Here is a 26,490-nt window from a genome sequence, read left to right as displayed (position 1 = left end):
ACTTAATATTAACAATCATACAAGCAAAGTATGATATTCCTTATTTCTCGAACTCTCGGAGTTCCTCCAGTCCGCGCTCTATCTCCCCTAACTGCTGGGCGTGGCGACGAAGTTGCCATTTCGCAAAGACAAGGCCAAGGCCAAAGGTGAGCAATGAGAGTCCGAGAGGCAACAACAATCTTGTACTATACTCATAGCCGGCCTCCGTGTTGAATCCAAGTTCCAGAATATAGAAGGCTATCATCGCCAGGCATACGGCGCCAATCATCCAGACCTTCTCCTGATGGCAGACCTTCTTGTAAGTAAGCACTAAACGGCTGAGCTCGCGGCTGCTCTTGCCGCCCAGATCGAATTTTGACAGCAGAGAGAGTTTCCATACCAGAGGAATCAGTCCTATTACCATCACACCCTCAACGATAGCGAATGAGGTGGCCTGGATGGGCGTATTCATATAGACATACGGGAATACCACGCAGATGATGAGCATATTCACCACGAAGTTGTAGATGTTCTGTCCAATGATACCTTCATAGGCCGACTTGGTCTTCTGCTGAATCACTTCCTTCACCACGCGAAGGTTCACTATTTCCGTTGCTGCCAGACGCTCATCGAGCTTGTTCCAACTGGCTTTCAATGCTTCAAGTTCCATAACAATTCAAATTTAACGGTTCGACATTTTCTTTAATTTCTCTTTGGTGCGATTCAGTTTCACGGCGACGTTGGTCTTAGTGATGCCAAGGATGTCGGCGATTTCCTCATAACTCCTTTCTTCCAGCCAGAGGAGAATCAGCGCGCGTTCCAATTTCCCCAGCTGGTTGATGAGTCGGTAGAGTTCCCTGAGTTGCCCTGCCGTTTCGTTGTCTTCTGCTGCCATGCTTGCCACATTGGCCGTCATGGGGACGGTCTGCGGACGGGTATTGGAGCGTCGGAGGAACGTGATGCAGGTGTTCATCGCGATGCGATATACCCATGTGTTGAGTGTGCTATCTCCCCTATAGCGGGGGAAACTCTTCCATAGGTTGAGCACCGTCTCCTGAAACAGATCGTTCAGGTCGTCCTGGTCGTTGGCATAGATGTAGCACACCTTGTAGATGGTACGTTTCTGCGCCTCGATCATCGTCAGGAATTCTTTCTCTAATTCTTTCGTCTCCATTGTTTAACTGAATCCTTTTATCCTATTAGTCGCAGAAAACGCGAAAAAATTACATCTAAACGGAACTATTTTACATTCTTGCCTTCTGCTTCGCGCCAGCACCAGAGCCGCGATACTTCGAGCGGGCCTCGTTGAACTTCCAGGTAAGGTCGAGCGTGAAGGTGCGACGGGCAGGATTGTGCGTTGTCAGCTCGCGGATGCCGTAGACGATAGCATCCGTCTTGTTAGTATGGAAGGGATCGCTGCAACGGAGGTCGAAGGTCAGCGTGCCCATGCGCTTCAGGTTGAAGTCGCGCTGCAGCCCGACGTTGGTGAAGAGACGGGTCTTGGTCATGCGGAAATTGTTGTAGTCACCTTTAGAATACCACTGGGCAGAGACATTGAGGCGGAAACCATGAGGCAATTCGATGTCATTCTGCCAGCCGATAATGAACCAAGGGCGGTTGAGCGTGATGGTGGAGCCGACAGCCGTGGGCGACTTGAAGTCCTGTATCTGGGTGATGACGCTCCATGCCGGATGCCAGCAGCCGATGATGGGGCGTGCAGACAATTGGATGCTGAATTGGTTGTAATCCTCCCAGCTGTTGATGGGACGCACAAGGCTGACTAGGGGATCTTCTGAGCCTGGGAAAGGCTCTGTCGACATCGTAAGGGCATCCTTCACGCGGCTATAGTTCAGCGTCAGGTTCGCCCATTTGTAGGCAGCATTGAACACTATACTATGGGTATAAGTCGGCAATAGATATGGATTGCCGCTCTGGTAAGTATAGCGGTTGACATAAACCGTCGAACTGGTCAGATTAGCATAGTTAGGACGCTGGATGTCACGACGGTAAGAGAGCGAGAGCTGTGCATTGCCTACAGGGGCAGAGATGACTGCCGTAGGGAACCAGTCGCCATAGTCGCGGCAGACCTCATCCTCCTTCTTACCAAAATTGAAGTAGTCGTTTGTCAGGTGTTCATAGCGCAGTCCCACCTGGGCATAGACTTTGCCAAAAGAGCGGCCATATTCCAGGAAGGCGGCCGATGATTTCTCATTGATCTCTGTGTCGGTGGTTTTCACAGGCACATAGTCGGTGGCTGTAAACGAGTAGGCATCTGTTCGATGGTTATAGCTGTATTCGCCACCCAGAGAGAGATTTCCATTCCATATAGGATAGGAGAGGATGAGTTTCGTGGCCCAGAAGTTGTTGCCGCTGTTGGTGCTGCTCTCAAAGCTACGCTCCGTAGAGCCGCCTGTGGCATCCTTTGTAGTCTCTGTGGTACTGCCTGGCGTCTTTGTGTCGTCGAAGAGACCATCCACGTTGAGGTCAATACCCAGTTGTCCTATCTTGCCGTTATAGTAGGCATTGAATATGTGCTTGCTGATAGTCTCGTCCTGCCAGACACGGCTCTCTGAATGTTCCGTGAACTGGCCATTCTCGTAATTGTCTGTAAAGATCATACCATTGTAGTCACTACTCGGATGACGGTCATATTTGTAGAATGCGCCAAAACTATGGTTTTCATTCACCATGTAGTTCACCTGCAACTGAGGCGACCAGCCCTTCCAGATGCCCTGCGACTCCTGCGAGTTGCTGCTCTCGATGTAATCTGGACCGACAAAATATGTCAGTTCATGCTCCTGCAACGACTTATAGTGACCGTAGCGCCCAGCCCACAGCGAAGCGGTGATGTCGAGACCGCCAGTTCGGTAGTTCACATCCAGATTGTTCGTCAGTGTGTGTCCATACTGATAAACGCCACCGAGGTTATCCTCAAAACTCAGGCCCTCGCCCTGTGCCTTCTTCAGCGTGATGCGCACGACGGCCTTCACCGAGGCGGCATAGCGAGCACCTGGGTTCTGCACCACATCGACGTGCTGAATCTGGTCGGAGCGCAGACGCGAGAGTTCCTTCATGTCCTGCACCCGTCGACCATTGATGTACACCTCGGCATCGCCTCGTCCCAGAACCTTCACGCCGCCGTCGCGCTCTGCTTCAAGCGAAGGAATCTTCGAGAGCGCATCGCTTATGGTTCCGGCCTTTTCCAGTATCGTTCCGGCTACGGTGGTACGCATGGCGTCGCCCTTCACATGAGTCTTAGGCATCTGACCTTTTACCACTACTTCCTTTAGCAGTTGGGTGTCCTCTTTCATCTGGATGGTCAGGTCGTTGCCAGCATTGATATATAAGGTCTGGTAGCCCACGCTGGTCACCTTGAACAGACCTTGTTTTATATCCGTCACAATCTTGAACATGCCTTGCTCGTCAGTCATCGCACCCTGCACAAAGGCCGAGTCGGGCAGCGACAGTAGCACCACGTTCACATAGGGCATCGGCTCGCCCTTCTCATCCAATACCCGTCCGCCAAAGTCTTGTGTCTTAGCGAAACTCATCATTGTCATCATCATTGCAGCCATCAGCACTGCGAATCTTAAACTTACTCTTTTCATATCATTTATCATTTTAATTGATTCTTTGACTTATTTGTTGTATATGACGCTACAAAATTACAGATAGTTGCAGAAACCCCTGCATAAGTGGGATAATATGCAGGGGTTTGTGACGAATGGTGTGATAAACGGTAGATCTGTGACGAATGACATGATTAAGCGAGAGTAAAACCGAATTTATTCGAGTTTTGCCGAGCGCAAATGTCATCGAGCGAAACTCTGGTGGCACTTACCACACTAATGCTCGCTTCTCCTTGGGGATAAACATCTTGTCGGTGGGCAGGATGCCGAAAGCCTCGTACCAGGTATCGATCATCGGCAGGGCTGCCATCACACGCAGACGAGCTGGTGAGTGAACGTCGCTGTTCACCAACATGGCGGTGTACTCAGGCGTTGAGTTGCAAGCCCAGACGCGGGCATAAGCCAAGTAGAAACGCTGATCAGGGGTGAAGCCATCGACATCGCCGAGAGGCTCAGAGGCCATGCGATTCTTGTAGGCACGATAGGCAATCTTCAGGCCACCATTGTCGCTGACGTTCTCGCCGAGGGTTTTCTGACCGTTCACTTTCAGACCAGGCACGGCTTCCTGCTCACTGAACCAGTCGGCAATAACCTTGGTACGCTCATCATAGCGGGCCTTATCGCCAGCCGTCCACCAATTGGCGAGATTACCGTCTTTGTCGAACTGACAGCCCTGGTCGTCAAAGCCGTGGGTCATCTCATGGCCTATGACAGCTCCTATAGCACCATAGTTGCATACATAATCGGCCTCGGGGTCGAAAAACGGGGGCTGTAGGATGGCAGCAGGGAAATTGATGCTGTTGAAGAGCGGGTGATAGAAAGCATTGACCGTCTGCGGCGAGCAGGGCATCATAGTCTTGTCAACGGGCTGATGCCAGTACTTGCGCAACCCAGCCTGACGCGACTCCTGCTTGATGCGGATGAAGTTCTCGACGAGGTTCTCCGTCTCGCGGATGTCAATGAACTTCTCCATGTCCTGCCACTTGTCGGGATAGCCTACGTTGATGTGCATGGCGTGCAGCTTCTCCAGAGCCTTGGCTTTAGTCGAGTCGCTCATCCAGGTGTTCTCCTTCAGACGGTCCTCGAAGGCTTGCTGTAAGTCCTTCACCAGACGGTAAACACGCTGTTTGCTACTCTCGGGGAAGTATTCCTTGACGTAGAGTTTGCCGATGGTTTCGCCCAGATTACCACTGATGGTAGCGACGGCACGCTTCCAGCGGGGCTGCTGCTCCTGCACACCGCTGATGACCTTTGAGGCCTCGAAGGCACGGTCGGTGAAGGCATCGCTCAGAAAACCTGCGTAGGCGTTAATGACGTGCAGTTCCATATATGACTTCAAGTCCTCGACGCTCGTCTCAGCAAGCACTTTCTCTACCTCGTGCAACGCGTCGAACTGACCAACGTTCACCACGTCGATGTCCTTTGGCAAGCCCAAGGCATCACGATAGGCCACATAATCGATGCCCTTGAAGTCGTTGAGCAGCTGCTCCCACGGCATCGGGTGGTTCGTGGCAATAGGGTCGCGACGAGCCACCTGATCGAGCGTCTTCATACCTATCCTATATTCTACGGCCCATGCGGCCTGCATCTTCTGCTCGGCGGCAGCATCGCTGTAGCCTACCATCTTCAGATAGTCCTTGTTAAGGCTCTTGATGGCGTTGACGGTGGCCTGCTGTTGCTCGTTTGGCTGGTCGTAGTACTCCTTGGGCAGCGAGGTACCACCATGCCCCGCAAACATCAGATACTCTGATGAGTTGAAGGGGTTCAGGCTTAGACTGAGGCCGAAGGGAGCAGTATTAAATCCCTTGGCATCGAGGGCGTACATCAGGCGCAGCGCCTCGTCGCGGGTCTGCACCTCGCGCACCTGCTTCAGGTAAGGCATAATCGGCTCGTAGCCCATACGGTTGCGGCTGACGCTGTCCATGTAGAGACGATAGAGCGCACCTATCTTCTGACCGTCTGAACCCTGCGGCAGATCTTTTTTCTCGGCGTATGCCATGATGAGTTTGTTGATGCGGTCGTTGTTCAGTTCATACAGGTCGGTAAACGCTCCGTTCTCAGGATGCTGTGCATCCAGCGGGTTCGCCTTCAGCCATCCGCCAACGGCGTACTGCCAGAAGTCATCACCAGGTTTCACACTCGGGTCCATGTTGATTTTCATCGAAGTCTGTGCCGTGCTCGCTAAGCTAACAAGAGCGAGGGCAACGGCGAAAAACAATTTTCTCATAATTACAATTTATTCAGTTTAACTGTTCATTTTAACTCTTAGACGCATGGTGCAGTCGAAAACTACACGATTAACGTTGAATTTTACGTACTCATTCTGGCCTGTGCCTCCTTACCTGCGCCTGTACCTTTGTATTTGCTGCGGGTGGCATTGAGGCGGTAGACAATGGAGAGAAGGAGTTTGTGTGTAGAAAAGCGGTTGCACTGACGGAACTGGTTGTAGCCTAAATCTCCTGACTCGTTGACGCGGTTGCGCTGTAGGCAGTCGAGGACGGCACAGCGGAGCGTGAGCGAGCGATCCTTTAGCAAACTCTTCTGTGCCACGAGACCAAGACGGAGGTTGTAAGTATCGTTGTAGAAATTGTAGGAGTAGCCTTTGGAGCGGTACATCAGATTGATATCGAACTGCCAGCCATGATTCAGCGTAAAGGTGTTGAAGGCGTTAAGCGTGTAGCGTGGCTTGTCGCAATAGACGCGATAGGTGCCGCTTGGACCTGTGACGTCGAGGTAAAGGTCCTGCTTCTCAATGCCTGCCGTGGCATTGAGCGACCAGATGCCGACACGAGGTGTGACAGCGAGATAGGCACTGAGCGTATTGACAGGTTTGTCGAGGTTAATGTGTTTGACAAGAGTAGCATCCGGCTGCGTAGTGCTGATGTATGTCCATTGGGTGATGGCGTTCTTGGTGTGCTCGTAGGAGGCAGTGAAAGTGAGCCATCGATAGGACAAGTTCAACGTCAGCTCGTGCAGACGTTCGTTGAGCAGCTGCGAGTTGCCAGCCTGTAAGGTATAACGGCTGATGTAGGTCACGGCGTCGTTCATGGCGAAGAAGCTGGGACGCTCGGTCTTGATGCTGTACGACAGAGCCGCTTGCACCTTGCCCAAGGATATGGAATAGGCAGCGGTGGGGAACCATTCGTCCATCGAGCGGTGCAGGAAATTCTGGTTTTGTGTATCGTCATAGTCGTAGAGTGTATGCTCATAGCGCAAACCGACGCTGGCGTTGCCGTACTGGCCGAAGTCACAACCATACTCTGCAAAGGCGGCAATATTGTTCTCCTTGATGTCGGCATCGGTGTTGGCGATGGTGACCTTGTCAATCCAATAGGTATTGTGGCGCTTGGCGAAGGTCATCTCCGTACCCGCTTCAATCGTGCCTTTCCAGAGAGGATAGGACAGCACGAGCTTAGTGGCGTAGAGACGGCTATTGGTGCCTGACTTGCTGAGGACGAAATCGTCGTTCACCTGACTTTGCTCAACGTTCTCACGATTGGTATCAGTGCCGCTCGTCATGTAGTCGAAGTTGAAGTCGATGCCCAATTCGCCAACTTTGCCGTTGTAATATGTGTTTACGAACCAGCCCAGCGGTTTCGACTCCTTGCTGGTTTGATGAGAGTAGAGATGGTCGATATGTACGTCATTCTCAAACACATCTTCGTCGTAAATCACCTGATTGACGCCGTTCGTCTGCTGCGTAAAGTCGGCTCTCACCCCAAGCGAGTGATTCTCGTTCAGCTGCCAGTTTACGCCTGCCGTATAGGTAAGGTTGTCGTGCTTCCACGTCATCGTGTAAGGACCATACTGGCGGAATACCTTGTTCGTTTTGGTGATGTCCTCGATGGTGCTGTACTGGCGATAGTCCTGATGGTAATAGTAGATAGAGCCAAAGATATCGACAGCATGGGCACGATAGTTGGCACCCAACTTCACTTGTGGACGATCGAAATCGTAGCGCAGGTCGTGCTCGTTAAACAGCGTCGCATTCAGGCTCAGACCATCGCCCTGCTGCTTACGGGTACGGATGCGTACCACGGCCCGCACCTGGGCATCGTACTGAGCACCAGGGGCGTTTATAACCTCCACGTCGCGGATGTCCTCACTATGCAGACGCTTCAGTTCGCTTGCGTCGCGCATCTTGCGGCCATTAATATATATAAGAGGTGAACCCTTACCCAGCACCTCTGGTGCTTCGTCGGAACCTGTCATACCTGGCACCTTGATGAGCATCTCGCCCAGTGTGCCTGACTGAGCCAGTGGTGTGCCTTCAATGCGTGTAACCATCGCACCTGCTTTCAGACGGGTGTTGGGGAGGCCGCCTTTGATGACGACCTCCTGCAACGCCACCAACTTGTTTACAGATTCTATAGAGTCCTGCGACTCCTGCGCTTGCACCGTCATTGCCCAAAACATTGCAATCACCAGTGCTGTCATCCAAAAAACAACTCTTTTCATCTTAAATACTTAACTCTTAATTCTTGATATCCACGCCGCCGAGGAAATTGCTGGCGATGATGTGGAGGGTTGGTGCCTTCGGGTCAACAGTATGTGTGGCATGATTGCCTACACCACCGATAAAGCTTTGGCTTTTTACCTCTACGTTGACCGTCGTGGGCACGAAGAGTTCGATGCCGCCAATAAAAGTGTGGATGTCGATCTCCTCATCCTCAGTAATCACGGCCTCACGCAGATCCAGTCGGATGCCGCCGCAGAAAGCGTCGAGCCGGGCACCGTGGAAGGTCTCGCCGCGATAGACGTACTCGTCGCCACCATAGTGAACCGAACAGCGGATACGCTTGCCGTCCTCACCGATAGGCAGCGGTCGCTGTAGCCACTGGTCCGGGTCTTGACGATAGCTGTCGATAATCAGATGTATGCCCACGCATAATAATATGAAGATGCAGAAATACATGACCCACGGGCCTTCCGACATCGTTTCAAACCAACTCCAATGGAGTATGCCCCACAACGTACCGATCTTCAGCAGACTGGCTACAACAAAAAGGACGCCGATAACTGTTCTTGGTTTCATAATCATATTTCTTTTAAATGGTTCTTGCAAAATTGCACTACAAAGGTACATGGCACTTCTTGACCCTCCAAATTTCTGGGATAAACAGCACGGAAATGTGACGGATGGTGTGACAAATGGCAAAAATTTGAGGAATGATTTGGTTATTCGCTCGTTTCTCAGTACCTTTGCTGCTTGTATGAAACAGGGACGTATAGAAACGATAACAACGAGAATTATCAGCACTACGTTTATGGTGGTGGCGCTGGCTGTATTTAAACCTTTCGGATTAGATACATGGCTGTGGCAGGGCTATGTGCATCTGATAGCTTTGGGGGTGATTGGTTTCTCGATCTGCATGATGACAGACATCATTCTGAAGTATATCGTCAAGATGCCGAGGTCGTTCAAGAAAGGCGTCGAATACATCATCCGCCGCAATCTCTGGTTTCAGCTTATCAATACGCCGCTTGTGGCTCTGAGCATCTGTCTCTACCGCCATTTCGTACTGAATGACCGCGTAGAGGGTAATCAGTTTTCTATTGTCAATTTCCTTGAAACCCTTATCATCATCGCCTTCTGCTCCTTCGCCATCGGACTATACTGGCGTTTCAAGTTCCGAAGCAAGTATCTGGCGATGGAACTGGAAGAAACGAGACTGCTGAACGATGAGTTGAAAGAGATGCAGGAGAGATCCTTGCTAAGTATGTCTTCGGACAATCCAATAGTTGATACAAATGTCAATTCCGAGGTTCACAAGCAGGATATTTCTGCGGTGAACGAAGTGAAAGAAATGAGCGAGAAACCACGCCCGCAGGAGCTAACCCTCACTGGTACGACCAACGAATCGGTGACGCTCCAGATTTCTCACCTATTATATATTGAGGCCGTGGGCAACTATATGAAGGTCTGTCATCTGCGCAACGAGCAAGTGCGTACTGACATGCTTCGCGCCACGATGAAACAGATGGAAGAAACGTTGCAGGACTATCCGATGATTGTCCGCTGCCATCGCGCCTTCCTGGTCAACCTTGGTCATGTCGAGCAGATCGTCTCACATTCCGGCTCCATCCAGTTGCTCATCAAGCACTGCCACGAATCACTCCCCGTTTCTCGCAGTAACATGGCGCAAGTCAAGGCTGCGATTCAGCGAGGAGAAAGCTGAACTTGCTTAAAAATTCCCGAGCGCGAGCAGTCTCGAACTTCAGTCTGTAACTATTTTAAGCTTTTCGATATACAATAATTCTGCATCCTTACTGAACTCGGACTGGCGATAGTCATCATACGACAGTTGTATGTCTGGGGTGAAAGTTTTTGCCATAGGATGATCCGTGGGAAAACAACTCTGGAGTGAGTTGGAAACAGAACATTCAAGACCGGTATTTGGCAACTTGAATCGTGTAACCTCCATATACGTGTTGGGCGCCTGCCCAGAAGGTACACCTACCACCTTGGCTCCCATCTTCCACAGCATGTAAGCGGTATGGAAAGCTGCGCTGAAAGTCTGCACGTCTGTAACCACATATATTTCTTTTGGTGTGTAAATGGGGGCACCTTCTTGTGCTTCGATAATGCTCATGTCGGCACACATAAACAAGTCGAAATTGCTGATGCTTGATGATTGTTCAATGAAATCGCCCATCTTCAGCGATGTTCCTCTATCCTGATTGAGCTGTTCTAAGGACGTATTGTTCTTCTTGATCCAGCCGTCCGATACTTTGGTGGCAAAGTGCATGCCTAAGTCGGTATCCATGAAACGCTTGCCGTAGAGCTCATACAGCGCAGCATACATGATCATCGTCCAGCCACCGTTATTACCGCGCAGGTCAATGATGAGACGCTGACTGTTGGCAGCCTTCATATCTCGCAGCATCCTGGCAAAGACATCAGCCACAATCACATCCGATTTCAGGCCATAGCTCTCGAGATTTGGTATGTCGGCACTTACCACAGAGTTAATGCAAATAGCCATCGTTTGCTGATTGGCATCAACAAAGCGATATTCGAAATTCTTATGGGGGAAACGCTCATCAGTAGATGTCCATATCATGTTTTCCCAGAACGGACCATTAGGGTAGAATGGCAGACTGACAAGCGTATCCTTGCCATTGGCCATACGGAACTTCATCGAAACCTTTTCCTTGTCAAATGCAGGAAATAACTGCCGCAAAACATTAGCATTGCCAATACGCGTACATGCTTTCCCCATCAGTCCATAGCGATTCTCTGATATGACAATCTTGTCGAGCTGGTTAAGCACCAATTCTAATGCTTCACCTTCGACTTCACACAACATTGCTCCCTTCAACGACTCTAGTTCTGGAGCATATCCGTTTACAATGATGCCATCGGGAATCACCTTCAGTTTCAGCGGTATCCATCTGTCTTCTTCCTTCTTGGTTGCATGGTCATATTCCATATAAGTATGACCATCGTGGAGTGCGGATATCAGCCTGGTCACTTCCACCTGCATCTCGTTAAGTGTCATGGAGCCGCGGCTAGCCAGCTCATCTCTCAGCTGTTTAACTGCCTTGTCAAACTCATCCTTTCCGCCAAAAGCGCTATAGGGATCTGGATGTATCTGCTCCAATTGACTGAAGAAATAGTCGTAATCCTGAAGAAGAAGCTCTTTGCTCGTCGATTGAGTATGAATCGTCGTCTGCCCTAGTGCACCTGGAAGTGTTGCTACAAACAGAACTAATAATACTAATGTTCTCATATTCTCAAATATTTTTGATTATAAACTTTGACGCTGCAAAAATATTCATAACTGCAGTCAATGGCAAATATCTGGGATAAACGACACGAAAATGTGATGAACGGATCATTTAAAAAGACGAAACGTCAGATATTTCATCTGAATGTCAAAACATATTTTTTTGCGAAGCATCTATATTTTCGTAAAAATAAGCATATCTCCTTCCATTTTGTTTAGAATTTGCTAATTTTGGATAGGGAAAACTTGTTTTTGGGGGACTAACTTTCACAAAAAATTGCTTGCTATTTTTGCGTCGATTTTGCGTCGATTTTGCGTCGATTTTGCGTCGATTTTGCGTCGATTTTTGAGAAAAATAGTGATTAAGTAAGCGATTTAAGTTAATTTTAAGTTAACTTTAACAATTGTCAAGAAAATTAAAAAGCACTGCAATCAATTGACTATCAGTGCTTTAGCGGGTGCCCGGACGGACTCGAACCGTCGACATTCAGAACCACAATCTGACGCTCTAACCAACTGAACTACGGGCACCATGTTGGCTGCAATTTCGTTTTGCGGGTGCAAAGGTAGGCATTTTCTTCCGAACTACCAAATATTTGACTCAAAATTTTGCAAAAAACATTGTTTTTGTCTATTTTGATTAGCCAAACACTATTCAAAAGGCACTATTCTTATGGCTGTGATGACGTGATACTTTGCACTCGGCCATTGTGAATGTACATACCATGGTGGGAGGGTTTCCCCTCCAGCCGTACACCTTGTAATGTGTACCATTCATCGGTATCGGTCATTTCTGATTTTACCTCATGGATGCCGACGGACGGGCTGAAACTCATGTCGATGGTTAGTTCACGATCCTTTATAATATTATCTGGCTCGTCAGGTGCCTGATAATCGCCGAGCATGCTCTTGGCCACTTCTTGTACCCAGGCCAGCATCTCAAGCGCATCGGGTTCGAGTTCTCTGGTACCTATATCGTAGATGATTCTGAAGAAGGCCAGTTCATTACTTGACTCGGGATTATCGGGCTCATCGCCCATAGCGTGAAGCACAAAACAATAGGCCAGTTCAGTTGTAAAGAAATCGTTGACAATATTTTTGGTGGCCAACCATCTCTCAGCCCATTTCTTGACGGCAGAAAGTAGTCTGGATTTGGCCTCATTGTCCCAGTCGCTGTCTTGCTGTTCCATATCATCGCAGAGTGCCCGTGTGCTGACTTTTAGGGTGTTGCCACTCAATGTCAGGATGCGGAAGTCGCAAGGGTAGGAGATGGGGCTCCCGTTGCTGATGTCAAAGATGTCGTTGCCTTCGGTGCTGGTATAGCGGCAGATATCGGAAGCATGGGTGTGGCCTGTGAGTATGGCGCGGATACCTGCATTAGCAAATCTTTCCCTGACATCCAGATATTCCTCAGGCGTAGAAAGTTCAAAAATTTTATCCTGTGTATAGTAATGCGGCATGACAGGGTGGTGTTGCATGACCAATAGCTGGTTGCCTTTCTTCCGGGCTTCGGAAGCTTGTTGACAGACCCAGTCGATGACACCTTCACGATACTGGCACCAAATGCCTGTATCAATGCCAATGAGCGTTAGACCGGGCAGGGGCTCCGTAACGTAGTTCATTGAGTTGTCGTAGAGCTGGGAGTTATCGTCGAATCCATAGATCTTATAATAATCAAAGAATATTTGATTGTCAAATGTTTTGGCTACGGTACTTGTGTCGTTGGCATATACCAAGGCGTTGTCCATATAACCTCTATCGTGGTTGCCTGGAATGAGGAGCACTTTTATGCCTGCTGCCTTGATCTTGTCGAGTCTTTCTTTTACGCATTGGTGACTTTCAACCTCACCATCCTTCGTCAGATCGCCGGTGATCAGCACAAGATCGGGCTTTTCTGAGAGTGTCTTTTCCACAAGTAAATCGAACATGGAGACACTGACGTCCAACATGATTTTACTCTTAGCAAGGTCGTTTTTCCATTGTTTGTTAGTCGGACTATCTAAAAGCGATGGAGCCATGACGTGGAGATCGGAGAAAACATAAATGGTTTTATCGGCAGCAACCGATGGCAGGAAACCTGTCAGGGCCGTGGAAAGCACGATAATGAGTAAGGCTCTCTTTAACTTCATAACCCCAGAAGCTCCTTGATTTTTTCCTCGCCAAAGATTGCCTCCACAAATTCCCGGAATACACCTTCACCGCCCTTCTTTGTAAGAGGAACTTTTCCGAGGGCTCTGATATAATCTGGGGCACTGGCAGGAACGCCGGCAAAGCCGACTTCTTTCAGCAGGTTGATATCACCGATGTCGTCGCCGATATAGGCTACCTCTTTCAGCGTGATCCCCATCTCTTCGCAGATACTTGTGGCCACAGACAATTTGTCGCGCACATTCTGGTGGAGATAGTCAATGTGCAGTTTCTTAGCTCTACGGGCTACGATTTGTGTCTCCTCACCCGTAATAATGCCTACGGGAATGTTCAGCCGATGGGCAAAAAGCACGCCAGCACTGTCGGAAGTGTTAAAACGCTTCCATTCGTTGTCAGTCTGGTCGTAATACATTCCACCATCAGTCCAGACGCCATCGATATCCGTCAATATCAACTTGGGTAACATGCCATCATCTAATTCGGCGGCAAAGTTACAATTATTCTTTGAGATTTCAAAACAAATCGATAAAAATTTAAGATTGCTGCAATTTTATGCTTTTTTTCGCACGATTGTCGATATTTCTTTGTACCTTTGCGCCGAATTTCTGCCCGCTTCATCCTATTAGGATGGCCTGAACGGATCAAGTGTGGGTAGGCTCGGTACTCAGAAGTCGCTGAATGTCAGTGCTATATGGATACTGTACTTGATGAAAACGAATCGTTTGGTCGCCGCGTTCACTGGAGCGGTGTCCCCCTCCTTTGTCTTTGACTGATCTGTGCATGAGATGAATATGACGGAAGAAATACATTGGTATCCGATGCGAGTAACCTATTCTCGTGAGTTGCAGGCAAAGGCTTTCCTTGACTCCATTGGCGTGGAGAGTTTCATTCCTATGCATTATGTACCTGTGGAAGGCAAACATCCCCGCCATCAGGTCTTAAAGCCCGCCATTACCAGCCTCATTTTCATACATGCCTGCCAGAAAAGCATTACGGAACTGAAGATGACCAAACGTGAGTTAAGTTCTCTGCGCTATATTATGTTCCCCGTTTTAGATGATAACAACAATGTCTTGCGTAAAGATATCCTGACCGTACCCGACAAGCAGATGGAGAATTTTATCAAAGTGGCTTCCGTGTATGACGACCGTGTGTTCTACATGGAGAATCTTGAATTCGCAGGTAAGCCTGGTCAGCGTGTGAAGGTCGTGGAGGGCGATTTTGCAGGTGTTGAAGGGACTATCAAGCGTGTTAAAAAGAACAAGTGTGTTGTGGTGCAAATTGAGAATGTGGTGGCAGTAGCCATCGCTTTCCTCCCTGCTGCCTTTCTCTTGCCACTTGACAATGAAAAAAAGTAGTAACAATTATATTCAACCCAATTTATGGAAGAACAGAAGAAAAATGCTTTGGAATCACAAGAGCAGATGACGAATTCCCAAAAGATTTGGAATGCTCTTAAGAAGCATCGGAAGGAGTATCTGAAATCGCTCCCAGTAGCGTTTGTTTTAGCTTGTCTATATGCTTTGGGACTGCCAGACTATTATAGTGCTCAGGTGACTGTGGTGCCAGAATCCGGAGGCAGTGAGATGGGGTCATTGGCCTCACTTGCCAGCTCTTTTGGTATCAGCATTGGAGGAGGTAGTAAGAGTGGTGATGCTATTGTGCCGACGATGTACCCCGACTTTATGAACTCTGTTGCTTTCACATCCTCCTTGTTTGGTATCAAAGTTCAGAAGGATAGTGATAATCGTGTGATGACTTACTACGATTATCTTACTTATGAGCAGAAATCTCCTTGGTGGGGTAAAGCCATAAAGTCTGTTACTGGTCTTTTCAATTCAAAGAAAGAGAAGCGCGAGGGGATGGGGAAGGTTGATCCGTTCCGTTTGACGCCCGATCAGTATTCCATGGTGCAGACCATTCACGGCAAGATTAAGTGGGATTTGGGTCGAAGGGTAGAAGCCCTTACCATCAAAGTGGAGGATCAGGATCCTTTGGTGGCGGCAACGGTCGCAGATTCTGTCAGGGCGCGCCTTCAGGAGGCTCTGACTGAGTATCGTACAAAAAAGGCCCGTCATGATTTGGCTTATATTGAGTCTTTGTATAAGGACGCAAAAGTGAAGTATGAAAAGAGCAGTGAAGTCTATGCGGATTTCCTGGACGCCAATAGGGATGTCACGTTAGAAACTGTGCGTCTGAGACAAACCAAACTGGAGAACGAGCTGCAGCTGTACTATAATAATTATCAGGCTCTTAGTGCCCAGCTTTTGGCTGCCAAAGCTAAGGTCCTGGAAAAGACACCTGTATTTGCAACACTGGAGAATGCAACTGTACCGCTGGGAAATGCCGGACCATTTAGAAAACGTATCGTCATGTTGTTTGTCCTTTTTGTGTTCCTTTGCCATTCTGCATGGATTCTTTATAGGGAAGACCAGCTGAAACTATTGTTGAAGGTTGAGAAACGGAATCAATAAGCATATGGAGAACGTCGGAAATACGATGTTTCATCTGGCAGAGAGGCTGTTTCCTATCTGTCGCAGTATCACGGGTAATGGCTTCCGCAAGTCGTTAGAGTTGATCCGTGAGATATTGCCGGAGATTGTTGTCCATGAAGTTCCTTCTGGTACGCAGGTGTTTGATTGGATAGTCCCTAAGGAGTGGAATATCCGTGGTGGATGGATAAGAAAGAAATCAGGGGAGACTGTCGTAGACTTCAATGATTCAAACCTTCACGTGGTAGGTTATTCAGTGCCCGTTCATAAGACAGTCAGTCGTGAGGAACTGCTGGAACATGTATATACCATTCCCGACCAGCCAGAATGGATTCCCTATGTGACCTCCTACTATAAAGAGCGTTGGGGATTTTGTATGACAGAGAAACAAAAGCAAACCCTGACGGATGATGAATATGAAGTCTTGATTGACAGTACGCTTAGCGACGGCTCTTTGACGTATGGAGAACTGATTCTTCAGGGAGAAACACAAGACGAGATTCTGATCTCGACTTACCTCTGCCACCCGTCGATGGCCAACAATGAGCTCTCAGGACCTTGTGTACAGACAGAACTTGTGAAATATCTGAAGGGCCTGTCCAAACGTAGATATACCTATCGTTTCATTTGGAATCCAGAGACCATAGGCTCCATCACCTATCTAAGCCAGAACTGGGAGTCGCTGCAACAGCACGTGAAGGCTGCTTTTGTACTTAGTTGTGTGGGTGATGACCGTACCTATTCCATGGTTTGTTCAAAATACGCAGACACCTTGGCTGACCGTGTATTGGGGAATGTGCTGAAGTACCATTATCCGGCATATAAGCGTTATTCGTTCTTGGAACGTGGCTCTGATGAACGGCAGTATGGATCGGCAGGTATAGATTTGCCGGTATGTGGCTTTTGTAGGAGTAAGTATCAGGAATATCCGGAGTATCATACTTCGGCAGACGATATGAGCTTGATTAGTCCGGAAGGGCTTGCCGGGGCCTATGAGGTGATGGTAAAGGTGGTGAATGCACTCGAGCATAATGACTATTACGTGATGACATGCAGGTGCGAGCCACAGCTGGGTAAGCGTGGTCTGTATCCGACAATCAGCAGGAAGGGAAGTAACTATTCTGTCCGTACTATGCAGCATTTTATTGCCTATGCCGATGGCAGAAATGATCTGATAGAAATCAGTAATATAATAGGAACGCCAGTAGACGAACTTATCCCGATCAAAGACAAATTAATGGAGCACCAGTTGCTGACAGTTAAATAGGAATGTCTACCAGGAAAATAGTCACAAATACAGTCTATTATGGTGTAGTGCCGAAACTGACAATGCTGCTGAGTGTTGTCATTCTACCGCTTACAACACCTTTTCTTACGACATTCGACTACGGCATCTATGGCGTCATAACTTCATATACAAGCTTGTTTGTTTCCATTGCTCCTCTTGGCCTGCACGTTCATCTGACAAACAGTTATTTTGAATATCCTCGCCACTACAATCTGGTGTGGGGTAGGGTATTGATGTTGATGCTTATGGCATCATTTCTGTTTGGATTGGTGAATATAGGGATACTGATGTATACCCTGCCGTTAGAAATCTCCTGGAGCAAATGGCTGTTATGCCTGATAGGCTCCATGCCTATATTCCTGTTGGCCAACGGCCTGTTGGCACAGCACCTGTTCCCGTTGCGTGAGAATCCGAAACCGTTGGTGTTTACAAACCTTATCGGTTCGGTCCTCGGAATGCTCCTATCATTTGTGATGATCTATTATCTGCGACTGGGATATTGGGGACTGATGGCATCGGGTGCCCTTTCGTCGCTCTTCATCTTCACAGTCTTCGTGAAGTTTGTCTGGTCGGATTTCGATATACGTCCGATTCTCGACCGTAAGTGGAAGCGGATTAAGGAGATGCTGCGGATTGCGTTGCCGTTGGTGCCCCATACGCTGGGTTTTGTTTTGTTGACGAGCTCTGCTCGTATCGTGATGAGCCAGTATGATGTTCCTTACGATGAAATTGGCCTTTACAGCCATGGTAGTACGATGGGCGATTATGCGGTTGTCATCACTTCAGCATTGGTAACAGCCTTGGGCCCTCAGATTCAGCGGGCATATAGAGGAGGCGATTATAAAGCATACAGGAAATTGTTTTTACTTTGCCAGGCAGTGGCACTGATAACAACCTTTTTGATATGTGTTTGGATGCCGGAGATTTATGCGTTGCTGATTCGTAATGAGAATTTGGCACAGTCGTGTGATATTGCCAGCCTGCTGTGTTTCGCTAACGTGGTGTTCTCATTCTACGTGTTTATGAGTGCTCCCGTTTTTATTGAGAAGAACACCATGCAGTTGCTGTGGCTGGTGTTTGTTCCTGGAATATTGAACTTCGCATTGTGTTATGCCTTTATACCTTTATTCGGTTATCGGGTTGCAATTTATTCTACGATTATCTCTTATTGGAGTCAGTTGCTGATTCCTTTCTTCGTGGGATATTATAAGAAGAACGTAAAGATGTGGTTAGGAAACCTTCATTGGACCCTGGTCATTCTTATTGTCATACTTGCCGATTTATTATTGGCAAACTCTTTTATGTATACAGCTCTTTGGCTTAAAGTCGTTTTGGCATTTGTGGCTGTTGGAAGTTTGTTCTTCTTCTATCGCCATTATAAGTTGAATGAGCTAGTTTAATGATTCATGCAAGATTTGAAGATTTCGATAGTAATTCCTGTATATAATGTTGCTCCATACATTGCAGAGTGCATTCAGAGTGTAATGAATCAGACATGGCAGGGAGAGCTGGAATGTATTCTTGTCGACGACTGTGGTACGGATGATAGCATGACGGTGGTAGGGGCGAAATTGAAGGATTATAATGGAAAGATTGACTTCAAGATCGTTCATCATCAACAAAACCGGGGCCTTTCCGCAGCACGCAATTCCGGGATTGAGGCAGTGACAGGCGATTATGTCTATTTCCTCGACAGTGATGATGAAATAACGCCTGATTGTATCGAACGACTTGCTTGTCCTTTGAATGGAGAAAAGGCGTTTGATTTAGTAGTTGGCGATTACCGGATTACAGGAAGTGATATGCCAAAGCCTCCATTGCTTCTCCAGGATGGGTGTTCCCTCTATGGTGAGGATGTGTTGCATTCTTATCGGAAAGGTGAGTGGTATATGCTCTCAGTGAACAAACTGTATCGAGTTGGATTTTTAAAGTCCAATCATCTTCTATTTCTTGAGGGTATCATTCACGAAGATGAGCTTTGGAGTTTCCAGATAGCATGTCTGGCTCAGTCATTGTATGCCGTTGGTTCAGAAACATATATTTATAAGGTACGCGAAGGAAGTATTACTGCTCATAGGAACCATCAGCGTCGTTGTGAAAGTATCAAGATCATTTTGAAGGAAATGAGGCAATTCTCGTTTACTCATCATTTGCTAGATAATAAGGATGTTTACAATCTGATTCAGAATTTCCAAATGATCATGTTGTATTCATTGCAGGTAGAAGCTCCTGGCATGTTCCGCCAGTTCTATATAGAGTTGAGACAAATAGGGGGAAGTACATGGAAATATTGTCTTTTAAGAAATGGATGTGATATACGTAAGCAGTTGCGTGATTTGCACCTTTCAATGCCAGTCATGATTGCCATCCCTTATTTGAGATTGCTTTTTCACTTCTTATAATTTTCAGGTGCTACAGTAAAATACATGGAAGAGGCTCGTTTGGCAGACAATAAATACATGAGGTGGTTTTGCTACTTTGTCATGTTTGAGCTCTTTCTGATGGGAAGTGGCCAAGAACTGCATGTAACCAGTTTCTTGACGGTTCGTATGGTTAATTTCATCGTGGCAGTGGCAATCAGTTTGTATTGTTTTATGCGCACAGACGATTTCCCAAAGACCATTTTTTGGTTTATAGGATCATTTACAATCCTCTTACTACTTTCTTATTTTATAGCAATAGCGATAGGGGCATTTCCTGAGTATATTATGGAAGATATAAAACCATTGATATATTTCTATATTCTATTGTTTTATTATTATGCTTCATCATCGGAAAAAGTTGTAGAAAAGGCATTTAATTTACTCCTTCTGTCGGCTAAGATTATGACTGTCTTATATCTGATATATATGGTCTTGACGGATTTGACAGGAATAATAGATTATGTCTTTGCCTATCAGGCCTTAAAATCAGACTCTTTCCTATTCCGTGGAGTTGGCAGCTCTTTTTTCTATAAAGGCTTTATTTTCCTGCCAATAGCTGCCGTTGGCTTTTTCAGGAGAAGACAATATATATGGTTGATATTGGTAAGTGTGGCCATTTATTTTACATATACTAGAGGCTTGTATCTTTTGCTGGTTTTTGGTTTGGCTGTATATTATATGAGAACCAGACATGTAAGTATAGTCAAGATTATTGCATTGGCTCTTGTGCTATTGTGTATATATGAGTTCTTGGGAGTAACAGAATTGTTCTCTATTGATAAGTCTTTTCAGGAAAACCGTGAAGAGTCTGACATTACACGAGTACTGATTATTGAGCAGGTTATGGATGCGATAACTTATTGGTCGTTTTTTATTGGTCATGGATTTGGCTATGGTATAGCAGAACGTTTTACACATATGGAGATTTCTTATATGGATATTTTTCATAAACAAGGTATCATAGGAATTGCGTTCTGGCTATCATTGATGGTTGCAGTCATATATTATGCAAGGACGGTCTCAAACAAATATAAAGAAACTGCTGATTTCTGGGTGACGGCCACGCTGATGATTTATTTGCAGTCATGCTTTAACCCGTATATTAATACTCCAATGGGCATGACAGTTGTGTTTATGGCTTTGGTGTTCTGTTATAGATTTTCACAAGATGAACGTTTTGCCGATAGTAGTCCTGTACAATGTTGACTTTTACGAGACTAATGTCTATCGTACGCTTTTGAGTCATTTCCAAGGAGAGAGAATACTCATATACGAAAATTCACCAGAGCCACAGAACCAATGTTACGAGACAGAAACTATTCTTTATCATCACGATTCCAGCAATGGAGGAGTTTCTGCCGCTTATAATTATGGTGCGACCATAGCGAAACAATATGGTGATGTAGATGCCATTCTGTTGTTGGATGAAGATACGCGGTTTGAGCCAGACTATCTGACTGTTCTACAAACAGCAATTGAGATTCATCCAGATATTAAACTGTTTGTGCCACAGGTGCTTTATGCAGGTGATCAGCCTTTCTCTCCAATCAGTAGGGGAATTCACAAACACCGTGGTGCTTTGCTGGGTGAGGGCTTGTATAGCTTGAATGATTACCTGCCGGTTAATAGTGGGGCATGCATTCGTATAGCTGCCTTTGAAAAGGCGGGAGGATATAATCCTGAGATTCGTCTGGATTTTGCAGATTTTGATTTTTTCTCCCGTTTGGCTGTTCATGACGATAGGTTTTATCGCGTAGACAGTGTGGCACGCCAGTCATTCTCTAACGAAGAGAAACAGCTGGACAGATTGTTCAGGAGATACAAGTTTTATATCGAGGGTGCGAGGGTAGCACGCCGGAATCCACTGATCCGAAACATGGTGACAATTGAGGTCATGCGCCATACGTTGGCATTGACAGCCCGGACCCGTAGATGGAGGTTTATAAACTATTTGATTCAGAAATTTAGATGATATCTGTATGTATAGCCACATATAATGGTGAACGCTTTATAGAACGGCAAGTAAACTCAATACTCAGTCAGATTGGTGTTGAGGATGAGGTTGTTGTCGCTGATGACGGTTCCTTTGACAATACGCTGGCGATTCTGAGAGATTTGAATGATCCTCGGATTCGAATTGTTGATGGTGCCCATCGCCATTCTCCTACCTGGAACTTTGAGAAGGCATTGAAAGAGGCACGAGGTGAGTATATCTTTCTGTCAGATCAAGACGATGTATGGATGCCAGAGAAAGTTGCTGTTACCATGAAATATCTCCAGCAGTATGACTGTGTTGTTAGTGATAATGTAATAGTAGATGCCGAAGGTGGTGTGATTGCCGATTCTTTTTATGCTGTTAATAAAACCCGCTCAGGGAAATATTACAATCTTCTGATTAAAAACGGCTATTTAGGTTGTTGCATGGCATTCCGTCGTTGTGTACTTGAGTCAGCGATTCCGTTTCCGTCAGATGCTCCCGATCACGACGGATGGATTGGAAACGTTGCGGCATTTAAGTATTCGGTTTGCTTTATTCCTGCCAAATTGATACATTATAACCGTCATGGTGGCAATGCTTCCACAACTTCAGCCCCCAGTGCTTATTCCCTGAGGCAGAAGCTGGGATTCAGATGGAGTGTCATACATAATTTGTTTCTTAAGTAATGCATGATATAATGAAGAAGGGACTTGTGTCAGTGATTATGCCTTGTTTTAATCAGGGCAATTATTTGCCAGAGGCCTTAGAGAGTATAATCAGTCAGACATATCCGAACTGGGAATGTATCATCATTGATGATGGTTCGACAGATCATTCAGAAAAAGTCGCCAAAGAATACTGCCAGAAGGATAGCCGCATTAGATATATTTATCAAGAGAATGCAGGCGTTATTGCCGCAAGGAATCATGCTATTAGTGAGTCCATCGGAGAGTATGTATTGCCCTTGGATGCCGATGATACCGTGTCGTGTCATTATCTTGAGAAGGCGGTTCATGTACTGACGACGGATCCTTCCTGTAAGATAGTTTACGGGAAAGGCTGGTTGACTGGAGAAAAGAATGAGCCGTTTATCTTGCCACCTTTTTCAATAGAAGGACTGTTGCGGGATAATTGTATCTTTAATTCCTCAGTATTCCGACGCCAGGATTTTGATAATGTCGGTGGGTATAATCCTAACATGAAGGAAGGATATGAAGATTGGAATCTGTGGCTCTCCTTGTTAGAAAAGGGGGGCAATGCTCATCAATTGGATGAGGTTGTCTATTATTATAGAATCCAGTCTAAGTCAAGAACAACAGAAGCTGATCAGAACGAACAGAAGTTAAGGCTGCAGATTCTGGAGAACCATAAGGAATTGTATTTAAGACAATATACACATTTATATGACCTGCATGCTGCCTTTTGTCCTTCAAAGTGGTGGTTTAAGATGAAGGTTGCTATAAATAGATTAAAGAATAGATAATAAAAAGAAGTAAATGCTATACATTTCTACGTTAGTGCCATTGCTGCTATCAATCTGCTTGGCCATGTATATTATTCCGCGTATTTTGGTGGTGAGTACGAAGAAAAACTTGAATATCCCGCCTCGTCATACAGATAAGGGACGGCGGCCTGTACCACGTCTTGGTGGTGTATCTCTATTCCCCATCATAGTGATATGTGTGGGTGTGGCTGTCGTGTCTTGTTTGATGCAGGATAAGCATTTACTCTTATTAGAAGAGAATGATGGCACTTTTGTGCAGTATATGTTCGCTATTGCAGGATTGACAACAATGTATCTCTTAGGTGTGATGGATGACCTCATAGGTGTGTCATTATCTTGGAAACTGATTATTGAGTTCCTTGCTGCCTTATTGATTCCGTTGTCAGGTCTTTGGCTTGATCAGCTACATGGATTATTAGGTATATATGAGTTGCCCTATTTCTTGGGTATGCCATTTACTGTATTGACGGTCATGTTCATTGCAAACACGATTCCGATGCTTGATGACGTCGATGGCTTGGCTTCTGGTATGGCAATGATTGCATTCTCTGTTTTGGGAGTTTTGTCATTCATTGCTAATCAGCCATTCTTATTAATGATTTGTGCAGCGATGGTAGGGATGCTCTTGCCGTTCTTCTTCCGTAATATGATGGGCTGGCGTATAGGTTGGCGTAACATCTATTTGGGAGGAACGGGTGGTCTTACCATTGGTTATATGCTAAGTTTTGTCGTAATAGCATTAAGCCGCCAGGGAGGATATACATTGCCTGATGGTATTATTATGGTATGCTTTGGCACATTGTTGATCCCAATGTTCGACGTGCTTCGTGTGGCAGTGATGCGTATTGTAAACCATGTAAGTGTCTTTACTCGTGATAATAACCATATTCATCATCGTTTAATGATGGGTGGCATGGGGGCCGTGGGAGTCTTGGTTACAATTATTGCAGTGACTTCGTTCTTTATCCTGCTGAATGTATTGGGTGTATGGATGAATTGGAACCTGTCTATCCTATTAGTAAGTAATGTCGCTTTGTGGCTTGTGCTTCAGGTGGTGATTAGTTATTATAAGAACAAGAATGTGTCTGATAATGAAAATGAAAAAGATCAAGAATGGATAATATAATGATTACAACCTTTTCGATAGCAGTACCTTTCCTGCTGTCTGCGGTATTGGGATGGCTATTCATTCCAAGAGTACTAATCTTAAGCCATCGCAGGAGGTTATACGATATCCCTGACGACCGTAAGATGCATGACCGTCCTGTGCCACGCTTAGGAGGTATCACATTCTTGCCGATTCTACTTATCTGTGTTTGTTTGACTATCGGCGGGTGGGTGATGTTTGGTATTCCTTATATGACCAATTACCTTAATATTATGATTATCCGTTTCTGCCTGCTTTTTGTAGGGATGATGATGCTTTTCTTGGTAGGTGTGGTTGATGACTTGATAGGCGTGACATACAAGGCTAAATTTATGGTACAGATTGCCTGTGCTTTGTTGTTCCCATTGTCTGGAATGTGGATCCATGATTTGTCTGGATTGTTTTGGGTACATGAGATTTCTGCATGGGTAGGTATCCCCTTGACTGTCTTTGTGGTGGTATATGTTATTAACGCCATCAACCTCATCGATGGTATCGATGGCCTGGCTGCAGGTATCTGTGCCATTTCCCTGATGACCTTAGGGTCAGCAGCAGCAGTTATGAGCCAATATTTCTTTTTAATCTTCGCCTTTGGCATGTTGGGCATCTTGGTGCCTTTCTGGATATATAATGTCTTTGGCAATGTGCAAAAGAGTCATAAGATTTTTATGGGTGACACGGGTAGTCTCACTTTGGGCTATCTGGTTAGTTTCCTGCTCGTGTATATGGCCAGTGAATCTGGCGTCACTTTTCATTCGGAAATACTTATTATCGGCCTATCAACAGTACTCCTCCCGATGTTCGACATAGTCCGGGTGGTTATTGCCCGTATGAAGAATCATCGGAATCCGTTCTTACCAGATAAAAACCACATTCATCATAAACTGCTTCGTACGGGACTTTGCGCCCGTTGGGTAATGGCAGTTCTTGTGATGGTCTCATTGGTTATCGTCCTAATGACGATGGTGGGGGTTAAGCTGGGACTCGGAGCCACTTGGATCTTCCTCATTGATTTGGGTATCTGGCTTGCGTTCGACTACACGGCTAACTATTTTATCCATAAGAACCACCGTAAGAAATATGAGTAATATCACACTGGCAGGAAAACAAATGGCACCTTTATGCTTTATGCCTGATGGTCGCCTGGTTTGTTACAGGTTTGGTGATATCTTTTTATTTCGTGAGGGAGTCTTGCTGAAACAGTTCTCACTGTTCGCTGAATTAAAAGAGAGACTATTAGGGCGTTTCAGGTTGTTGTATCGGCTGCTACGCTTGGGAATCCGTGCAGCTATTGCCATTGATGAGCAGCATATCCTGCTTTCAGTAGGCCATCGACTATATGAACTGAATATTGAGACGGGTGACCTTTCTGACGGTTGCCCTTGTGATGAAAACGTTCGTCCGCTGCTCTTTACACATGTTCAAGGGATTGAAGGTTTTGATGATGGTATTTTTTATGGCGGATATTTCTTGAATAGAGAGAAACTTCCTATTCATATCTACCAGCGTATAGGTGTTGACCGATGGGAAAGGGTTTACACCTTCTCGCAAGGTACAATAAATCATGTTCATCAGATAGTTCCTGACCCTTATCGCCAATGCCTATGGGTGTTCACTGGTGATTTTGATGAGGCTTCGGCAATCTGGAAGGTCACAGATCATTTCAGGTCCGTAGAACGGATAGCTTGTAATGACCAACGATATCGAGCATGTGTCGTTTATGCAGTGTCAGAGGGACTGCTTTATGCGACGGATGCCCCTTATGCCGATGATTATATTTATTTGTTTAGGCCAGAGACGCAGACGATAGAGGAACTGTTTCCTATTGCTGGCAGTTGTATTTATGGTTGCCGATGGAAGGATAAGTATGTGTTTTCATCTACGGTCGAAGGCGACGGGCGTCATCTCTCCCCTTGGCAATTCTGCTTTTCTCGAAAACGCGGTTCAGGAATTAAAGATGACTGTGCCCATCTCTATATAGGAGAACCTAAGACAGGTTTTAAAGAGATATATCGGGAAGAGAAGGACGGCTGGCCTTTCTATACCTTTCAGTTCGGTGTTTTTAAATTCCCATATGGAAATAATAATGGCGACACTTTGTATTTTCAACCTGTTGCTACCCGGAGTAACGATTTGAGTCTAATGGTTTATCAAGAATAATCATTTTATAAT

22 protein-coding genes and 1 tRNA gene are annotated in these 26,490 nt (G+C 46.2%); 13 read left to right on the top strand and 10 right to left on the bottom strand.

Annotation, left to right across the window (positions count from 1 at the left end; all coding sequences use genetic code 11):
- Positions 1-40 precede the first annotated feature (40 nt).
- The 6 genes from BMY16_RS09985 to BMY16_RS09960 form a co-directional block, all read right to left on the bottom strand.
- A complete protein-coding gene (locus BMY16_RS09985; protein ID WP_091842134.1) occupies positions 41-649 on the bottom strand; it encodes a hypothetical protein in 609 nt (202 codons plus the stop codon).
- Positions 650-661: 12 nt separating this feature from the next.
- Entirely contained in the window at positions 662-1,153 is a 492-nt protein-coding gene (locus BMY16_RS09980) for an RNA polymerase sigma factor (protein ID WP_091842132.1), read from the bottom strand.
- A gap of 70 nt (positions 1,154-1,223) precedes the next feature.
- Complete coding sequence (locus BMY16_RS09975) at positions 1,224-3,587, bottom strand: outer membrane beta-barrel protein (protein ID WP_170836079.1); 2,364 nt, start codon at positions 3,585-3,587, stop codon at positions 1,224-1,226.
- 229 nt (positions 3,588-3,816) lie between these two features.
- The gene (locus tag BMY16_RS09970) at positions 3,817-5,835 is read right to left on the bottom strand and encodes a M13 family metallopeptidase (protein WP_091842129.1); all 2,019 of its coding nucleotides are present in this window, start codon (positions 5,833-5,835) and stop codon (positions 3,817-3,819) included.
- Positions 5,836-5,918: 83 nt separating this feature from the next.
- Positions 5,919-8,066: an outer membrane beta-barrel family protein gene (locus BMY16_RS09965; RefSeq protein WP_091842128.1), complete on the bottom strand. Its 2,148-nt coding sequence runs from the start codon at positions 8,064-8,066 to the stop codon at positions 5,919-5,921.
- Positions 8,067-8,082: 16 nt separating this feature from the next.
- Positions 8,083-8,643: a LiaF domain-containing protein gene (locus tag BMY16_RS09960; RefSeq protein ID WP_170836078.1), complete on the bottom strand. Its 561-nt coding sequence runs from the start codon at positions 8,641-8,643 to the stop codon at positions 8,083-8,085.
- A gap of 178 nt (positions 8,644-8,821) precedes the next feature.
- On the opposite strand from BMY16_RS09960, the gene BMY16_RS09955 reads away from it, so the two are divergent.
- Positions 8,822-9,787 (top strand): LytR/AlgR family response regulator transcription factor, encoded by a 966-nt coding sequence (locus BMY16_RS09955; RefSeq protein ID WP_170836077.1) that lies wholly within the window; start codon positions 8,822-8,824, stop codon positions 9,785-9,787.
- A 39-nt stretch (positions 9,788-9,826) separates the two neighbouring features.
- On the opposite strand, the gene BMY16_RS09950 is transcribed toward BMY16_RS09955, so the two are convergent.
- From BMY16_RS09950 to BMY16_RS09935, 4 genes are all read right to left on the bottom strand, one after another.
- Positions 9,827-11,341 carry a S41 family peptidase gene (locus BMY16_RS09950; protein WP_091842123.1) on the bottom strand — a complete coding sequence of 505 codons (1,515 nt, stop codon included), beginning with the start codon at positions 11,339-11,341 and terminating at the stop codon, positions 9,827-9,829.
- Between the two features lie 454 nt (positions 11,342-11,795).
- A tRNA-His gene (locus BMY16_RS09945) sits at positions 11,796-11,869 on the bottom strand.
- Positions 11,870-12,009: 140 nt separating this feature from the next.
- On the bottom strand, positions 12,010-13,467 hold the full coding sequence (locus tag BMY16_RS09940) for a metallophosphoesterase family protein (RefSeq protein ID WP_091842121.1): 1,458 nt from the start codon (positions 13,465-13,467) through the stop codon (positions 12,010-12,012).
- On the bottom strand, positions 13,464-13,952 hold the full coding sequence (locus BMY16_RS09935; protein WP_091842120.1) for a KdsC family phosphatase: 489 nt from the start codon (positions 13,950-13,952) through the stop codon (positions 13,464-13,466). The genes BMY16_RS09940 and BMY16_RS09935 overlap by 4 nt, the downstream gene beginning before the upstream one ends.
- Before the next feature lie 325 nt (positions 13,953-14,277).
- On the opposite strand from BMY16_RS09935, the gene BMY16_RS09930 reads away from it, so the two are divergent.
- The 12 genes from BMY16_RS09930 to BMY16_RS09875 all read left to right on the top strand — a co-directional run bounded on the left by BMY16_RS09930 (position 14,278) and on the right by BMY16_RS09875 (position 26,478).
- Positions 14,278-14,844 carry a UpxY family transcription antiterminator gene (locus tag BMY16_RS09930; protein ID WP_170836076.1) on the top strand — a complete coding sequence of 189 codons (567 nt, stop codon included), beginning with the start codon at positions 14,278-14,280 and terminating at the stop codon, positions 14,842-14,844.
- A 24-nt stretch (positions 14,845-14,868) separates the two neighbouring features.
- Positions 14,869-15,960, top strand: a complete 1,092-nt coding sequence (locus BMY16_RS09925) for a GumC domain-containing protein (protein WP_091842117.1) — start codon at positions 14,869-14,871, stop codon at positions 15,958-15,960.
- Between the two features lie 4 nt (positions 15,961-15,964).
- Entirely contained in the window at positions 15,965-17,245 is a 1,281-nt protein-coding gene (locus BMY16_RS09920) for a DUF4910 domain-containing protein (RefSeq protein WP_091842115.1), read from the top strand.
- Between the two features lie 2 nt (positions 17,246-17,247).
- On the top strand, positions 17,248-18,666 hold the full coding sequence (locus BMY16_RS09915; RefSeq protein ID WP_091842114.1) for a lipopolysaccharide biosynthesis protein: 1,419 nt from the start codon (positions 17,248-17,250) through the stop codon (positions 18,664-18,666).
- A 6-nt stretch (positions 18,667-18,672) separates the two neighbouring features.
- On the top strand, positions 18,673-19,668 hold the full coding sequence (locus BMY16_RS09910) for a glycosyltransferase family 2 protein (protein ID WP_091842112.1): 996 nt from the start codon (positions 18,673-18,675) through the stop codon (positions 19,666-19,668).
- Positions 19,669-19,692: 24 nt separating this feature from the next.
- Entirely contained in the window at positions 19,693-20,895 is a 1,203-nt protein-coding gene (locus tag BMY16_RS09905; RefSeq protein ID WP_091842111.1) for a hypothetical protein, read from the top strand.
- A gap of 31 nt (positions 20,896-20,926) precedes the next feature.
- A complete protein-coding gene (locus BMY16_RS09900; protein WP_170836075.1) occupies positions 20,927-21,661 on the top strand; it encodes a glycosyltransferase family protein in 735 nt (244 codons plus the stop codon).
- Positions 21,658-22,353 (top strand): glycosyltransferase family 2 protein, encoded by a 696-nt coding sequence (locus BMY16_RS09895; RefSeq protein ID WP_091842107.1) that lies wholly within the window; start codon positions 21,658-21,660, stop codon positions 22,351-22,353. The genes BMY16_RS09900 and BMY16_RS09895 overlap by 4 nt, the downstream gene beginning before the upstream one ends.
- An 11-nt stretch (positions 22,354-22,364) precedes the next feature.
- Complete coding sequence (locus tag BMY16_RS09890) at positions 22,365-23,150, top strand: glycosyltransferase family 2 protein (RefSeq protein WP_170836074.1); 786 nt, start codon at positions 22,365-22,367, stop codon at positions 23,148-23,150.
- A gap of 64 nt (positions 23,151-23,214) precedes the next feature.
- Entirely contained in the window at positions 23,215-24,297 is a 1,083-nt protein-coding gene (locus BMY16_RS09885; protein WP_170836073.1) for an MraY family glycosyltransferase, read from the top strand.
- Positions 24,297-25,406 carry an MraY family glycosyltransferase gene (locus BMY16_RS09880; RefSeq protein ID WP_244513022.1) on the top strand — a complete coding sequence of 370 codons (1,110 nt, stop codon included), beginning with the start codon at positions 24,297-24,299 and terminating at the stop codon, positions 25,404-25,406. The genes BMY16_RS09885 and BMY16_RS09880 overlap by 1 nt, the downstream gene beginning before the upstream one ends.
- Positions 25,399-26,478, top strand: coding sequence for a hypothetical protein (locus BMY16_RS09875; RefSeq protein ID WP_091842100.1), 1,080 nt, complete (start codon positions 25,399-25,401; stop codon positions 26,476-26,478). Before BMY16_RS09880 ends, BMY16_RS09875 begins: the two co-directional genes overlap by 8 nt.
- Positions 26,479-26,490: the final 12 nt, after the last annotated feature.

This window comes from Prevotella sp. ne3005 (genome assembly GCF_900110085.1).
GTDB lineage: Bacteria > Bacteroidota > Bacteroidia > Bacteroidales > Bacteroidaceae > Prevotella.
The sequence above is the reverse complement of the archived record's forward strand: the minus strand, read 5'-3'. Positions and strand labels throughout refer to the sequence as shown.